Source organism: Actinopolymorpha sp. B9G3 (assembly GCF_040120725.1).
GTDB lineage: Bacteria > Actinomycetota > Actinomycetes > Propionibacteriales > Actinopolymorphaceae > Thermasporomyces.
The window spans coordinates 438,079-452,689 of record NZ_JBEEAB010000001.1 but is presented as its reverse complement, the minus strand read 5'-3'; the positions used below and the strand labels follow the sequence as shown (position 1 = coordinate 452,689).

9 protein-coding genes are annotated in these 14,611 nt (G+C 71.4%); 3 read left to right on the top strand and 6 right to left on the bottom strand.

Annotated elements, in window-relative coordinates; translation table 11 throughout:
* Nucleotides 1–175: 175 nt before the first annotated feature.
* The 3 genes from dprE2 to ABNF93_RS01980 form a co-directional block, all read right to left on the bottom strand.
* Nucleotides 176–937 carry a decaprenylphospho-beta-D-erythro-pentofuranosid-2-ulose 2-reductase gene (gene dprE2, locus ABNF93_RS01990; protein WP_349325746.1) on the bottom strand — a complete coding sequence of 254 codons (762 nt, stop codon included), beginning with the start codon at nucleotides 935–937 and terminating at the stop codon, nucleotides 176–178.
* Nucleotides 938–1,031: 94 nt separating this feature from the next.
* Nucleotides 1,032–2,423 carry an FAD-binding oxidoreductase gene (dprE1, locus tag ABNF93_RS01985; RefSeq protein ID WP_349325745.1) on the bottom strand — a complete coding sequence of 464 codons (1,392 nt, stop codon included), beginning with the start codon at nucleotides 2,421–2,423 and terminating at the stop codon, nucleotides 1,032–1,034.
* A gap of 4 nt (nucleotides 2,424–2,427) precedes the next feature.
* Complete coding sequence (locus ABNF93_RS01980) at nucleotides 2,428–3,339, bottom strand: decaprenyl-phosphate phosphoribosyltransferase (RefSeq protein ID WP_349325744.1); 912 nt, start codon at nucleotides 3,337–3,339, stop codon at nucleotides 2,428–2,430.
* A 793-nt stretch (nucleotides 3,340–4,132) separates the two neighbouring features.
* Between ABNF93_RS01980 and ABNF93_RS01975 the strand changes: the two genes are divergently transcribed.
* Both ABNF93_RS01975 and ABNF93_RS01970 read left to right on the top strand, forming a co-directional pair.
* Nucleotides 4,133–5,464 carry an aspartate kinase gene (locus ABNF93_RS01975; RefSeq protein ID WP_349325743.1) on the top strand — a complete coding sequence of 444 codons (1,332 nt, stop codon included), beginning with the start codon at nucleotides 4,133–4,135 and terminating at the stop codon, nucleotides 5,462–5,464.
* Nucleotides 5,461–6,552 (top strand): aspartate-semialdehyde dehydrogenase, encoded by a 1,092-nt coding sequence (locus tag ABNF93_RS01970; protein WP_349325742.1) that lies wholly within the window; start codon nucleotides 5,461–5,463, stop codon nucleotides 6,550–6,552. The genes ABNF93_RS01975 and ABNF93_RS01970 overlap by 4 nt, the downstream gene beginning before the upstream one ends.
* A 315-nt stretch (nucleotides 6,553–6,867) precedes the next feature.
* On the opposite strand, the gene ABNF93_RS01965 is transcribed toward ABNF93_RS01970, so the two are convergent.
* The 3 genes from ABNF93_RS01965 to ABNF93_RS01955 all read right to left on the bottom strand — a co-directional run bounded on the left by ABNF93_RS01965 (nucleotide 6,868) and on the right by ABNF93_RS01955 (nucleotide 11,337).
* Entirely contained in the window at nucleotides 6,868–7,101 is a 234-nt protein-coding gene (locus tag ABNF93_RS01965) for a hypothetical protein (protein ID WP_349325741.1), read from the bottom strand.
* Between the two features lie 361 nt (nucleotides 7,102–7,462).
* On the bottom strand, nucleotides 7,463–8,767 hold the full coding sequence (locus tag ABNF93_RS01960) for a DUF418 domain-containing protein (protein WP_349325740.1): 1,305 nt from the start codon (nucleotides 8,765–8,767) through the stop codon (nucleotides 7,463–7,465).
* 62 nt (nucleotides 8,768–8,829) lie between these two features.
* Complete coding sequence (locus ABNF93_RS01955) at nucleotides 8,830–11,337, bottom strand: SCO7613 C-terminal domain-containing membrane protein (RefSeq protein WP_349325739.1); 2,508 nt, start codon at nucleotides 11,335–11,337, stop codon at nucleotides 8,830–8,832.
* A gap of 131 nt (nucleotides 11,338–11,468) precedes the next feature.
* On the opposite strand from ABNF93_RS01955, the gene ABNF93_RS01950 reads away from it, so the two are divergent.
* Nucleotides 11,469–14,573, top strand: coding sequence for a glycine--tRNA ligase (locus tag ABNF93_RS01950; RefSeq protein WP_349325738.1), 3,105 nt, complete (start codon nucleotides 11,469–11,471; stop codon nucleotides 14,571–14,573).
* Nucleotides 14,574–14,611: the final 38 nt, after the last annotated feature.

The following is a 14,611-nucleotide window of genomic DNA, read 5'->3' as shown; positions in this document are numbered from 1 at the left end:
TCGGCCTCCACGCGAAGATCGTCGCGAGGCAGTCTGCCATGATCCGTACGTTCTCGCTGATCCAGTGCACCCCACGTCCGGTGGTCCGAAGGACCGTACAGGTTTCGGTCATGTCCTCCACGCTGGGTTCGGGCACGGCCCGAGATCCGGCGCGGCCGAGCGGCCCGTCGGCTGGTCAGCGCGGCAGCCGCCGCCAGATGGCGCGGGGGAGTACGCGCAACACGGCGAAGAGGGGCCCGAGCCTCGCGGGCACCCACACCGTGTCGCGCCCGGTCGCCAGGCCGTCGACCACGGCCCGCGCCACGTCGTCGGCCCCGATCGCGAAGGGCCCGTCGGGCATGCCCGTGGTCATCTGCGTACGGACGAAGCCGGGGCGGACCAGCAGCACCCGCGCACCAGAGCCGGCGAGCGCATCGCCGAGTCCCTGGGCGAACCCGTCGAGACCTGCCTTCGCGGCGCCGTAGACGTAGTTGGCCTTGCGGACGCGGGCGCCGGCAGCCGACGACAGCACCACCAGCGTCCCGTGCCCCTGCGTCCGGAGGACCTCGGCGACGGCGAGGTTCGCGGACACGTGGCCGGCGAAGTTGACGACGGCGGAGTGGGCGGCACCCGCGGGGTCGGCTTCGTACGCCGGTGTCGACCCGAGCACGCCGACCGCGTCGATGACGACGTCGAGATCGCCGGCCAGGGCGACCGCTCGCGCCACCGCGTCCTCGTGCGTCTCGGGTGCGGCGATGTCGAACTCGAGCGGCTCGACGAGGCTCGCTCCCGCGGCGTGGAGCGCCTCGACGGTGGTCTCGTCCGGCTTACCGTCGCGCACGGCGAGGACGACGCGCCGCGCACCCCGCGCGACGAGTGCCCGCACGATCGCGAGGCCGATCTCGCTGCGGCCGCCCAGAAGCAGGACGGACGTCACCGCGCCGACCGCGTTCTTCACTGGTGGCCTCCGGAGCTGATCGGGCGTGCGTGGGAAGGATCGGGCGTACGCGGCAGTCCGGGCGTACGCACTGAACCCAGCCTGCCGTCCCAGGTCAGAGTTCGAGGCGGCGGGCCAGGTCTGAGGCTAGGACACCGCTCGGATCGACCCGGTCCCGCACCTTCCGCCAGGCGGCCAGCTCGGGATACATCGCGGGGACGAGTTCGGCGGACAGGGTGGAGTCCTTCGCGAGATAGACCCGCCCACCCGCCGCCACCACCCGCGCGTCGAAGTCGCGCAGCATCCCCGCCAGCCGGGAGTCGCCGAGCGGTAGGTCGAGCGCGAGCGTCCATCCCGGCATCGGGAACGACAGCGGCGCGGGATTCGCCGGCCCGAACCGCTTCAGGACCGCGAGGAACGACGCGACCCCCGCTGCCGCCAGGTCGGAGACGATCGAGCGGAGGGCGTCGACTCCGGCGTACGGCACGACGAACTGGTACTGCACGAACCCGCGCCGCCCGTAGAGCCGGTTCCACCCCGACATGCCGTCGAGCGGGTGGAAGAACTCCGCCAGGCCCTGGATCTCAGCGCGTCTGCCGACCCGCCCGCCCGGCGACTTGTGGAACCACAGCTCGTTGAACGCGCGGACCGTCACGGGGTTCAGCAGTCCGGCCGGCACCCACGGAGGGGCGATGAGTCGCGCCCGTGGGTCGAACGCCAGCGGTGTGACCCGCGAGCGGCGGGGCAGCTCGGCCACCTGGGCGTGCCGTCCGCGGGTGAGCACACTTCGCCCCACCGCACGTCCGCGCGCCAGGAGATCGATCCACGCGACGGTGTAGTGGTAGCGATGGTCGGTGGCGGTCATGAGGGCGAGCGCTTCGTCGAGGTTCGCCGCGCGCTCGGTGTCGACCCGCATCCGTGAGGTCTCGACCGGCAGGCACCGGAAGGTCGCGTCGACCACGATCCCGGTCAGTCCCATCCCGCCGACGGTCGCCCAGAACAGTGTGGGGTCCTCGCCCGGTTCTGGGCCGACCTTCACCACCTTGCCGCCGGGAAGAACCAGGGTGAGCCCGAGCAGCGCGGCGCCGAACGACCCGTCGACATGATGGTTCTTGCCGTGGATGTCAGCGGCGACCGCTCCGCCGACGGTGACGAATCTGGTCCCGGGGGTCACGGGTACGAACCAGCCGGCGGGCACCAGATCGCGCATCAACCGGTCGAGGCTGAGGCCGGCCGACGCGGTGACGATGCCGTGCTCGGTGTCGATGGTGAGCTGGGGCGCGAGGCCGGTGCAGTCGACGACGAGTCCGCCTGCGTCCTGCGCCGCGTCGCCGTAGGACCGGCCGAGGCCGCGCGCGATCACACCGCGCGGCAGGGGGTCGGCCAGGAGCGCGGCGACGTCCTCGACGGACCGTGGAGTCGCGACCCGCGCGGCTGTGGCCGACGTACGGCCCCATCCGGTGAGCAGCCGGATCGGCGCATCGCTGCCCGCTGACGTACGGGGCACGGGCTCAGACGACATAGACGCCGATCGCGAGGCACCCGGCGAGCGCAACTCCTGACAGGAACAACAGCCGGTCGGAGAGCACCGTCTCCTCCGGTTCCTCACCTGATCCGGCGTCGACCAGCATGGCGTAGCGCAGGATCCCCACCGAGAACGGCACGATCGACAGGCCGAAGGCCAGCCTGGACATGCCGACGTGCTGGTCGAACGCCCACAGGCAGTACGACACGAGGAGGGCCCCGGACGACGTCGCTCGTACGTACCACAGGAACTCTCGGGTGTAGAGCTGCAGCGTCGCCCGCGACTCGCCCCGGCCGCCGTTGCGGAGTTCGGCCTCCCGCTTGCCGGCGACCATGAACAGCGAGCCGAGGGTGGCGACGATGAGGAACCAACTCGACACCGCCACGTCGACGGCCGCCGCGCCGGCAACCGCGCGGAGGACGAAGCCGCCCGCGACGCTCACCAGGTCGAGGATCGGGATGTGTTTGAGAGCGAGGGAGTACGCGGTGGTGAGGGCGACGTACGCACCGATCACGGCGGCGAGGTGCCAGCTCCCGGTGAGTAAGGCCGCGGCGGTCCCGGCGGCCAGGCACACCGCCCCCGTCGCGTAGGCGAGGCGCGCCGACACGATCCCGGCGGCGACCGGGCGGCGCCGCTTGCGCGGATGGGCCCGGTCGGCATGGGCGTCGCGGGCGTCGTTGATCAGATACGTTCCGCTCGCGACCAGGCAGAACGCTCCGAACGCGATGGCGACGTCGAGGATCGCGTCCACCTGGGTCAACACGCCGGCGGCGGTGGGTGCGGCGAGGACGAGGACGTTCTTGATCCACTGGCGGGGACGGCAGGCGCGGACCAGCCCGCGCAGGCGCGATTCCGGTAAGGGCGTGGTCGTCGCCCGTTCCGGTGCGGCCGTCGTCAAATCGCCCAGCTCCCTCGAATCCCGCTTCGCCGCATCCTAACCGCGCTTCCGGTGCGTTCACCGCGTCTCGTGCGCTCACCGCGATCGGGACCAAAAACTCAGCCGACCTCGCCCACGGGCTTTCCCCTGATCATGATCGTGATCATGAAGCTTCTGAGGTGATATAGCCCTGTTCCTTTTCATGGACCGGTTTCGCTTCATGATCACGCAGGCGGGGTGGCTAGGACGGCGCAGGCGGGCGGTGCAGCGCAGTCGGGCGGTGCAGCGCTGGCGGCGGGGGGTGCAGCGCTGGCGGCGGGGGGTGCAGCGCTGGCGGCGGGGGGTGCAGCGCTGGCGGCGGGGGGTGCAGCGCTGGCGGTTCAGGCAGCGCACGCAGGCGAGCCTAAGGGGGAGGCTGGGGGCGTGATCATGAAGCCGTTCCGGACCATGAAGGCGTTAGGGCACATTGCGCCCGCTCCTCTTCATGATCACGGTCATGATCACGGTCGGAGCGCCGTTGGATCGGGTGGCAGGCAGCGGGGCGCAGCCACCGCGTGGGTGCCGTGCGGATGCGTACCACCACCTACGCGGTCCCACCTACGCGGTCCCACCTACGCGGCCACGCCGCCAAATGCAGCCAGAGGGCGGGTTAGAGCTCCGCTCGGGCCCAGGCGCGGGGAGAGCGCCCACAACTTGGACAGTCCGTCCACGAAGCGTCGCCGTCGGTAGACTGTGGCGCGGCAACGGTGCCGACCAGGGCTGGCTCACGCCGGCCCCGGACTCTCGACCCGCCAAATGCAGGAGCGTTATTCCCGTGGGCCTAGTCGTGCAGAAGTACGGCGGCTCGTCGGTGGCCGATGCCGAATGCATCAAGCGTGTCGCCCAGCGCATCGTGGCGACGAAGAAGGCCGGACACGACGTCGTCGTGGTGGTCTCGGCCATGGGCGACACCACCGACGACCTTCGTGACCTCGCGCAGCAGGTGAGTCCACTGCCACCGCCGCGGGAGCTGGACATGCTCCTCACGGCCGGTGAGCGGATCTCGATGGCTCTGCTCGCGATGGCGATCGCCAACCTCGGCCAGACCGCCAAGTCCTACACCGGCAGCCAGGCCGGCGTCCTCACCACGTCCCATCACGGCAAGGCGAAGATCATCGACATCACGCCTGGTCGGATCCGGCAGGCGTTGGAGGAAGGCGCGATCGCGATCGTCGCGGGCTTCCAGGGTGTCTCGCAGGACACGAAGGAGATCACCACGCTCGGTCGCGGGGCCTCCGACACCACGGCCGTCGCGCTCGCCGCGGCTCTCGACGCGGACGTCTGCGAGATCTACACCGACGTCGACGGGGTCTTCACCGCCGACCCGCGGATCGTGCCCAGTGCGCGACGGATCCCGCAGATCAGTTACGCCGAGATGCTGGAGACGGCGGCCTGCGGCTCCAAGGTGCTGCACCTGCGGTGCGTGGAGTACGCCCGGCGGTATTCCGTGCCGATCCACGTACGTTCGTCGTTCAGCATGAATCCGGGCACGTGGGTCGCCGACGCCGACGTCGTACGCGCGGCGAAGGCAGCCCACGCCGTCGACGTCCCGACGGACCGGCAAATCACCTCAGAGGAGGGCGAGATGGAGCAGCCGATCATTTCCGGTGTCGCCTACGACAAGAGCGAGGCGAAGATCACCGTGGTCGCCGTGCCGGACAAGGTCGGTGAGGCCGCTCGCATCTTCGCCACACTCGCCGACGCCGAGATCAACATCGACATGATCGTGCAGAACGTCTCCGGGGTGGTGACGGGCCGAACCGACATCTCGTTCACGCTGCCGCGCGCCGACGGCCAGCACGCGATGACCGCGCTCGCCAAGATCCAGGGCGAGGTGGGTTACGAGCAACTGCTCTACGACGACCGGATCGGCAAGGTGTCGCTCATCGGCGCCGGCATGCGGACCAACCCGGGCGTGGCGGCACGCTTCTTCGCGGCGGTGGCCGAGGCCGGTGTCAACATCGAGATGATCTCCACCTCGGAGATCCGGGTGTCGGTGGTCGTCGACGAGGATGACGTCGACGCCGCGGTCGCGGGCGCCCACCGAGCCTTCGACCTCGACGCCGACGAGGTAGAGGCCGTCGTCTACGGAGGGACTGGCCGATGAGCGTGGGCGCGGACCTCGGGGAGAAGAAGCCGACCCTCGCGGTGATCGGTGCGACCGGCGCGGTCGGCACGGTGATGCTGCAGATCCTGTCCACCCGCCGTGACATCTGGGGGGAGATCCGGCTCGTCGCCTCGCCACGGTCGGCCGGGCGCAAGTTGACGGTACGCGGCGAGGAGGTCGAGGTCGTCCCGCTCTCCGAACGCTGCTTCGAAGGCGTCGACATCGCGATGTTCGACGTTCCCGACGAGGTCTCGGCGACCTGGGCGCCGGTCGCCGTGTCCTACGGCGCGGTCGTCGTCGACAACTCCGGTGCGTTCCGGATGGATCCCGACGTCCCGCTCGTGGTGCCCGAGGTCAACGCGCCCGCCGCCCGCGAGCGGCCGAGAGGGATCATCGCCAACCCCAACTGCACGACGCTCGCCATGATCGTCGCGGTGGGCGCGCTGCATCGTGCGTACGAGCTCGAGTCCCTGGTCGTGGCGTCCTTCCAGGCGGCGTCCGGTGCGGGACAGTCCGGCATCGACACGCTGTACGACCAGGTGGCGAAGGTCGCGGGTCACCGGGAGATCGGCACCCGTGCGGGGGACGTCCGGCGGATCGTCGGTGACGACCTCGGGCCGTTCCCGGCGCCGTTGGCGTTCAACGTGGTGCCGTGGGCGGGTTCGCTGCGCGAGGACGGTTGGACCAGCGAGGAGCTGAAGGTACGCAACGAGTCGCGCAAGATCCTCGGGCTGCCTGACCTTGCCGTGTCCGCCACCTGCGTACGTGTCCCCGTCGTCACGACCCACTCGCTCGCCGTCCACGCCCGGTTCGCCCGCGAGCTGGATGTCGAACAGGTGCGGCAGATCATGCGTGACTCACCGGGCCTGGTGCTGTGTGACGAGCCGGAGGACCTGGAGTTTCCGACGCCCGCGGACGCGGTGGGCACGGACCCGACCTGGGTGGGCCGGCTGCGGCGGGCGCTCGATGACCCGCAGGCGCTGGACATGTTCGTGTGCGGAGACAACCTGCGTAAGGGTGCGGCGCTCAACACCGCGCAGATCGCCGAACTCGTGGCCGAGGAACTCGCCGGCGTCCCCGTCTCCTGACCGCCTTCCGCCTCGGGCACCTCAAAGGCACCCGCTGGCGGAGCATCTTCCTATGAGGGGTCCCTTCGCCCAAGCGGCTTTCGTGTGAGGGGCACCCTCATCCAGACCGGGGCGGTCCTACGAAGGGCCCCGCGCGCGGTCACGAACCGGCGAACGTCGCGACCGACCTCAACGTCTCGCACACGTCGATGGCGGCAGCAGGTGTGGTCGCGGTGCTCCCGCCACTCGTGCTCGTCCTCGTCTTCCAGCGGTTGACGTGGGCGGACTGGCCTCCGGCGCCGTGCGATGAGTGCTGCCGTGGTCGGGGCCGCAGGTTCAGGAGCCACCGCCCCCATCGCCGCCAGAGCCACCACTGCCCGCGTCGCCGAGATCGGCGTTGCCGACTTCGGAGGTCGTCCCGTAGTAATGCGACCCGCCTGTCCAGCCCACCCCTTGCACGGGAAGCTTCCGCTGTGCGGTTCGTGGCACCATCCGGAACACCGTGCTGATGCCGACGAAGAGCAGGGCGAGGACCAGCAGGCTGATGACCGCGAAGAGCAGAAGTTCCATGGCCCACCCCGTGTACGTCGGGCAGCCGCGAAGCTGTGCGGCGCCAGGTGGCGTCCAGCGTAGCTGCGCGTACGAATGTGAGACGGGCGAGAACTCAGCAGTACACGAGTGGTCAACCGGTAGTGCTCCACAGGGAAATCCGGCACCGGCAGGGCCGCAAGGCAAGTCCGACAGCGGCACTTGTACGGAGAGCGACGCTCGGACGTGATGGTCTCGGGATCTGAGAGGTTGGACTGTACGCGATGTGAGACAGCGGATACGACACACGCCAATCCCCCCGAGACACGGCAAATGTGGCGTGCGTCGTCGCGCGCTGGACTCCGCCGACCTGTCACTGTGCGCAACAAGGGCGGCTCCGGTGCTAGCGGTTCCCGCGTGGGGCTCGATAGGTCAGGGAACGCAGCAGGACCTCCGCCGGACCACGCCGCCCGACCCGACCGAGGACGCCCGCTCCGGCGACGATGGCGAGCCAGGTGAGGAGGGCAACCCCCGCCGTCGCGGCACTTCCCAGGTGCGCGCCGAGGCCGCCGGCGTACGGGGTGAAGAGGAGTACGAACACCACCGACTGCGCGAGGTAGCACGACAGTGACCGCTCGCCACAGGCGGCCACGGCGGTGGTGATCCGACCCGGGGCGACCTCGCGTCGCTGACCAGGCAGCGCCTGCCGCGCCCACCGGGACTGGAGGCGGGCGGCGAGCAGCCCCACCAGCGCGGCGTAGCCGAGGCCGCCGGCCACGCCGGTCAGCGTGTGCAGGGCGCCGTACACCAGGTTGACGGTGACCGACGAGGACGGCTGGACACCGACCACCACGAGGTCCAGGGGCAGTCCGCCGGCGAGGGCGAGGGTGAGCCCGGCCACCGCGGCGCGGCGCAGCAGGACCCGGTGCCGCTCCGGCTCGTCGAGGATGCGTCGGCGGCCGGCCCAGAGGCCGAGCACCATCGGGAGGAGGACCATTAGAGCAGTGAACGGCGTCGTCGCCAGCCAGTCCGCCAGCCGAAGCGACATGGCCTCCCAGGGATCCTGCGTGCTCAGCGCTCCGACAAGCGCTCCGCCGCCACCGGTTGCCAGGCCGTAGGTCGAACCGAGCACCACGACCGGGACGGTGCAGACGGCCGCCCAGGCGAGCAGTCCACGATCGGAGACCGGCAGCAGCGCCAGCATGAAGAGACCCGCGAGCCCGTAGCCACCGAGGATGTCGCCCGGAAACAACAGAGCCGCGTGGACGATTCCGAACACCAGCAGCCACAGGTTGCGGCGAACCTGCACCCGCCGGATGGCCGGCTCCGCGGAGCCGCTGGCGCGCTGGCGGCGGTAGAGCTGGACCATGCCGTAACCGAACAAGGCGGCGAACATCGGATAGGCCCGGCCGTCCACGAACGTCACCACGACAAAGCTCGCGATCCGGTCGACCAGACCGGTGTCGATCACGTGCAGGCGGGGGCCGCGCGGCCGGTCGTACAGGAACAACGGCGCGTTGGCGAGCGCGATGAACGCGAGCATGACGCCGCGGGCGAGGTCGGGCGCGAGGGCGCGTTCCTGGCGGGTGACAGGACCCCGCGCGCCGCGTCCGTCGGTCCCGGCCGAGCCGTCGGCACCGACCGGTCTGTCCGCGCCGACCGGTCCGTCCGCGCCGACCGGGCGGTCGCTGTCGGTCCCCATCCGCATGCTGCAGAGCCTGCCATGCCGGCGGCGACCCCATGCCCGCCCCCGGCGCTCAGGACGCCCGATCAGTGCAGGCGCGCCACGGCGCTGCGCAGTCGCCGGACGTCGCGCAGGCGGTGTTCGTACGTCGCACCGACCACGAGGAGGAGCAATCCGCCGACCGCGAACGGGATCCACCTGGGAAGCGCGACGAGCAGTTCGGCCACGAAGGGGGCGAGCTCGACGCCCCCGAGGACGACGAGCGCGCCGCCACCCAGGACGGCCGGCGCCTGCAGCCGTCTCCACGCGCCGAGCAGGGTGATCGCGAGGCAGCAGGTACCGAGCAGCAGCGGTCGTTCCCACTGCTCGCCGGTCACCGCGCGCAGCAGCGAGGGCGCGAGGGTGAACGACAGACCCGAGCCGTACGCATGCCACGACGAGGGACCAGGGCTCACCGTCCGGCGACGCCACCAGCCCAGCCCGAGCAGGATGATCGACGCCGGAACCGTGTACGCCTCGATCAGCCCGACACCTTCCGCCCAGAGCAAAACCCAGGAGGAGAGCACGAGGGCGGTCAGGCCGACAGGACGCGCGGATCGGCGGGCGGGGCGGAGCGACGTGGCGAGAGCGAGGACGCCGGCCGACGCGAGGCCCACACCGAACAGCCGCGCATCGCCGAGGGTGAGGAGAATCGCCGCGACGACGAGGACGGCGGACCCCCACTCCACGCCAGGCGCGAGGTCCGCGCGAGCGCTACGCCGGGCCAGCACCGCCGCCAGTGCCGTACCGACCGCCGCGACGCCCAGGACCAGGAACGCGGAGCTACGCGCCGGCCAGCCGGCCGCGAGGCCCGAGGCCAGGGCGAATCCCCCGACCAGGAACGTGGCCGCCATGGCACTCACCGGACGCAACTCGCGGACCCGGGCGAGGACGGCCTGGCTCGCCGACCCGAGGGCGAGTACGCCGAGAACGACGAGAGTCGCGGTCTCGGTCGCCAGCGCCCACGAGAGCGCGAGGAGGGCGAGTACGCCGGAGACGGTGCCGGTCCAGTAGGCCACCGCGACGTCACGCAGCCGGCTCGCCGCGCCGGTAGAGACGACGGCCGCGACGAGGAACGTGCCGATCGCCGCCTCGTAGGAGAAGTCCAGGGCGACCGGTACCTCCGCCATCATCACGGCGCCGAGCGCGATGCTCACGCCGACGCTGGGCGACCTGAGTCCAGGCGAACGGGTACCGACGGCCAGGAGCAGGAAACAGCCGAGGAGGAGCCCGAGGACGACCAGGTCAGCCGGGCGGGCCGTGATGTAGGTCATCAGGGACGACGTGGCGTAGGACAGGGACGGAGCGACGGTGACACCGCGTACCCCGTCCGGCGCACCCGACCACGGCTCGACGATCCAGCCGACCGGGGCCGCGATCGTGCCCAGCAGAATCGGCACCTGCGGAAGGGCACTCGCGGCGGCGACCCCCGCGCCGGAGATCCGGCAGCCGCCCCGCACCGGCGCCGGCAGCCAGCGGGCGGCAGGGGTGGCGACGAGGACCAGCAGGCCGGCGGCGGCGTACGGCACCAGCTGCCAGCGTCCGTCGAGAGGAATCCGCAGCGGTGTGGCGAGGGCGAGGCACGCCGTCACCGCCGAGACCACGGCGACCGACGGCGTCAGCGCTTCCAACGGCCTGGCGCGGTGGATGATCGCCGGCACGGTCACGGCCAGGCCCACGAGGACCGCGACGGCAAGCAGCCCGGCGGCCGCGCGCACCTGAACCGGGTCGGGCGTGGAGAGCAGCTGCGCCAGACCGACCAGGACGCCGGCCGACCAGGCGAACCCGAAGCAGGTCGTCGCGGCCCTGCGGAGGGCCCTCCCGGTGACGGCCACCGTGACGTCGAAGGCGGCCGTGGCGATCAGTGCGGCCACCAGCCACGAGGCGGTGCCTGGCGGGTCGGCGTTCCACGCGAGCAGCGGTAGGACGATCTGGGCGAGGACCAGCGCGACGGAGACAGGCAGCCGGAGCGGTGGCAGCACCCTGGAGTACGCGACCAGCCCGGCCGAGACCAGAGCGACCAACCCGGCCGCGTACGGCCCCGGCGGGAGCCGGTCGAGTCCGGCCAGGCCGGTCCAGCGGGCGGCGTACCCGTCCAACAGCACGAGGGCGAACCCCAGCAGGGCGACGGTCTCGGCGGTCGAACGGAGGTTCCGAACGAGCAGAAGCTTGGGAATCGCGAGCGTGACGGCCGTGATCGCGCCCAGGATGGCGGCGCGTCCGGTGAGTCCGATCTGACCCCAGTTCCAGATCGTGAAGACCGCCGCGGCGACGGACAGCAGGGCCCCACCCAGGACAAGGAGCAGATTCTGGACGGTCTGGACCGACAGCTCGCGGCGTTGCCCCGCTGTCGGCGGAGTCCGGTGACCGGGCGCCGGGGAGGTCGCCGGGCGGGCGTCGAGCGCGGCGACCAGGGTCGCGCGGTGTCGCAGCGCGAAGTCCCGTTCCGTCGCCAACCAGGCAAGCCGGGCGTCGACCTCGCGGAGCTGCTCCCACAGCGGACTCGGATCCCCTGAGGCGGGTGATGTGGGTGGGCTGCCCTCGGATTCGTCCATGGCAGCCGATGATCGACCTGGCCGACCCACGCCGCCATCCGTCGGCGTACTCAGGTCCGCCCTGAGTATCCGGAGTGGGCGACATTAGGGTGGTCGGCGTGGCACGTGAGGTGACGGGGAAGACTCCGCCGATGACACAGCAGCCGTCGAGTCAGAGCGAGCCGGCGAGTCAGGGCGCTCCGACGATGCAGGACGTACTCCTGGCCCTGACGGCCTACTGGACCGAGCGCGGCGCGATGATCGTGCAGCCGTTCAACACCGAGGTGGGGGCGGGCACGTACAACCCGGCGACCATCCTGCGGGTGCTGGGCCCCGAGCCGTGGCGGGTGGCCTACGTCGAGCCGAGCGTGCGCCCCGACGACTCACGGTACGGCGAGAACCCCAACCGGCTGCAGACGTTCACCCAGTACCAGGTGATCCTCAAGCCAGACCCGGGTGATCCGCAGGAGGTCTACCTCGACAGCCTGCGCGCGCTCGGCGTCGACATCGACGCGCACGACATCCGGTTCGTCGAGGACAACTGGGCCTCCCCGGCGGTCGGCGCCTGGGGCCTCGGCTGGGAAGTGTGGCTCGACGGGCTGGAGATCACCCAGTTCACCTACTTCCAACAGGCCGGTGGCCGGAACCTCGACCCGGTGAGCGTCGAGATCACCTACGGCATCGAGCGCATCCTGATGGCGCTGCAGAAGGTCGACCACTTCAAGGACATCGCGTACGCACCCGGCATCTCCTACGGCGAGGCGTTCGGCCAGTCGGAGTACGAGATGAGCCGCTACTACCTCGACGACGCCGAGGTCGAGACCAACTGGACGCTGTTCAGGTCCTACGAAGCCGAGGCGCAGCGTTGCGTCGACGAGCGGCTCCCGGTACCGGCGCACATGTACGTCCTCAAGTGCTCGCACGCGTTCAACGTCCTCGACTCGAGGGGTGCGATCAGCACGACCGAGCGAGCCAACGCGTTCGGGCGGATGCGGGCGCTGTCGCGGCAGGTGTCGAACCTGTGGGACGAACGCCGGGAAGAGCTCGACTACCCCCTCGGTCGTACGCAACCACCCGCGCCCGCCCCGGCACCGACGAGCTTTCCGGAGGTCGACGGCCCGCGAACGTTGCTGTTCGAGATCGGCGTCGAGGAACTGCCCCACGCCGACGTCGCACAGACGGTGGACGCGGTTCGCGAGGCGCTGCGCGCGAAGCTCGGCGAGACCCGGCTGGGGCACGGCGAGGTCCGCACCTACGGCACGCCTCGGCGGATCATCGCGATCGTCGACGCCGTGGAGCCGCACGAGCCGGACGCCGAGCGGACCGTTCGCGGTCCTCGGGTCAGTGCTGCGTATGACGCCGACGGCCAGCCGACGAAGGCCGCGGCGGGATTCGCCCGCGGGCAGGGCGTCGACGTGGCCGCGCTGTCGCGGGTCGCGCAGGGCGGCGTGGAGTACGTCGCGGCGGTCCGCACCGACGTCGGCCGTCCCGCCACCGAGGTGCTGAGCGGACTGCTGGCGTCCGTCGTGAGCGAGTTGCGCGCCGACAAGAACATGCGGTGGAACGACCCGGTGCTGTCGTTCAGCCGCCCGATCCGCTGGCTGCTCGCACTGCTGGGAGACGTGCCGGTGCCGGTGGCCGTGTCGACGGTGGCGTCGGGGCGGACGACGAGGGTCCGGCGTACGGCCGCGCAACCCGTGGTCGAGGTCCCGGGCGCCGACGGTTATCTGGACTTCCTGCGTACGCACGACATCGTGGCCGATCCGAGCGAACGCCGCGCCGCGATCGTGGCGGCGGCGGAGGCGCTCGCGGCAGAGGTGGGCGGCGTCATCGACGTCGAGGGCGAGGCGGCGCTGATCGACGAGATCACCAACCTGGTGGAGCAGCCGGTCGCGATCCGCGGTGCGTTCGAGGAGCGGTATCTCGAGCTGCCGGCGGAGGTCCTCACGACGGTCATGCGCAAGCACCAGCGCTACCTGCCGGTGCGCGCGGCCGATGTGGTGGACGCGGGCGCCGGCGAGCGGGGGCCGTCCGGGAGCCGGAACAACGCGGCGCTTCGTCCGGCGTTCGTGGCGGTGGCCGACGGTGCGTGCGATCCCGATGTCGTCCGCGCGGGTAACGAGTCGGTCCTGCGCGCCCGCTACGAGGACGCGGCCTTCTTCTGGCGCGCGGACCTCGAGGTGCAGCCCGACGCACACCGCGCGGGCCTTGCGAAGCTGGCGTTCGAGAACCGGCTCGGCTCGATGTCCGAACGCGCCGACCGGATCGCGAAGGTGGCCGACGCGCTTGCTTCCCTGGTCGGCCTGTCCGGCGCTGATCGGGCGACACTGTCGCGGGCCGGGCAGCTGGTGAAGTTCGACCTCGCGTCGCAGATGGTCGTCGAGCTGACGTCGCTGGCCGGCACGATGGGCCGGGAGTACGCCCGCCGGGCCGGCGAGCCCGAGGCCGTCGCCGAGGCGTTGTACGACATGGAGCTGCCGCGGGTCGCCGGCGGTCCGCTGCCGGCGACGACACCTGGCGCACTGCTCGCGCTGGCGGACCGGTTCGACCTGCTGGCAGGGTTGTTCGCGGTGGGCGCCACGCCGACCGGGAGTTCCGACCCGTTCGCGTTGCGGCGCGCCGCGCTGGGCATCGTGAACATCCTGCGGGAGCGGCCATCGCTCGCGGCGGTGACGGTGGACGCGGGGTTGGCGGCGGCGGCGGCCGAGGTCGAGGCGCACGGTGTGGAGGTGGCGGCGTCAGCCCGGGCCGACGCCGGGGAGTTCGTCGTACGCCGGTATGAACAGCAGCTCCTCGATGCCGGCCACGGCTATGACCCCGTGCAGGCGGTCCTCCCGTTGGCCAGCCGGCCGGCGCGCGCGGAGGAGACGCTGCGCGAGCTCGAACGGCGTACCGGCGTCGCCGAAGGTGCCTCGGCCGACCCGGCCTTCACCGACCTGGTGACCGCCCTGCAGCGGGTCCGGCGGATCGTGCCGGCCGACGTCGCGGGGGAGTACGCCGTGGACGCGCTGAGCGAGCCCGAGGAGCTGGGGTTGCATCAGGAGCTGGCCAAGGTACGCGAGGCGCTCGGCGCGGACGCGGACTACACGCTGGCGGAGTTCGTCGACGCGGCCGTGGCGCTGGTGGGACCGGTGAACGCCTTCTTCGACGCGGTGCTCGTCATGGCGGAGGACCCGGCGGTTCGGGCGGCGCGGCTCGGGTTGCTGGCCTCGATCCGCGACCTCGCAGCCCCAGTGCTCGACTGGGACGCTCTCTGACCCGCGCGCCCGTGCGGGAAGGATGCCCTGCTTGGATG

Excerpts from the sequence above, each read along its gene's own strand:
- ABNF93_RS01965 (WP_349325741.1), bottom strand. The coding sequence starts at position 7,101 with ATGGAACTTCTGCTCTTCGCGGTCATCAGCCTGCTGGTCCTCGCCCTG.
- ABNF93_RS01970 (WP_349325742.1), top strand. The coding sequence starts at position 5,461 with ATGAGCGTGGGCGCGGACCTCGGGGAGAAGAAGCCGACCCTCGCGGTG.
- ABNF93_RS01950 (WP_349325738.1), top strand. The coding sequence starts at position 11,469 with ATGACACAGCAGCCGTCGAGTCAGAGCGAGCCGGCGAGTCAGGGCGCT.
- ABNF93_RS01960 (WP_349325740.1), bottom strand. The coding sequence starts at position 8,767 with ATGCGGATGGGGACCGACAGCGACCGCCCGGTCGGCGCGGACGGACCG.
- ABNF93_RS01955 (WP_349325739.1), bottom strand. The coding sequence starts at position 11,337 with ATGGACGAATCCGAGGGCAGCCCACCCACATCACCCGCCTCAGGGGAT.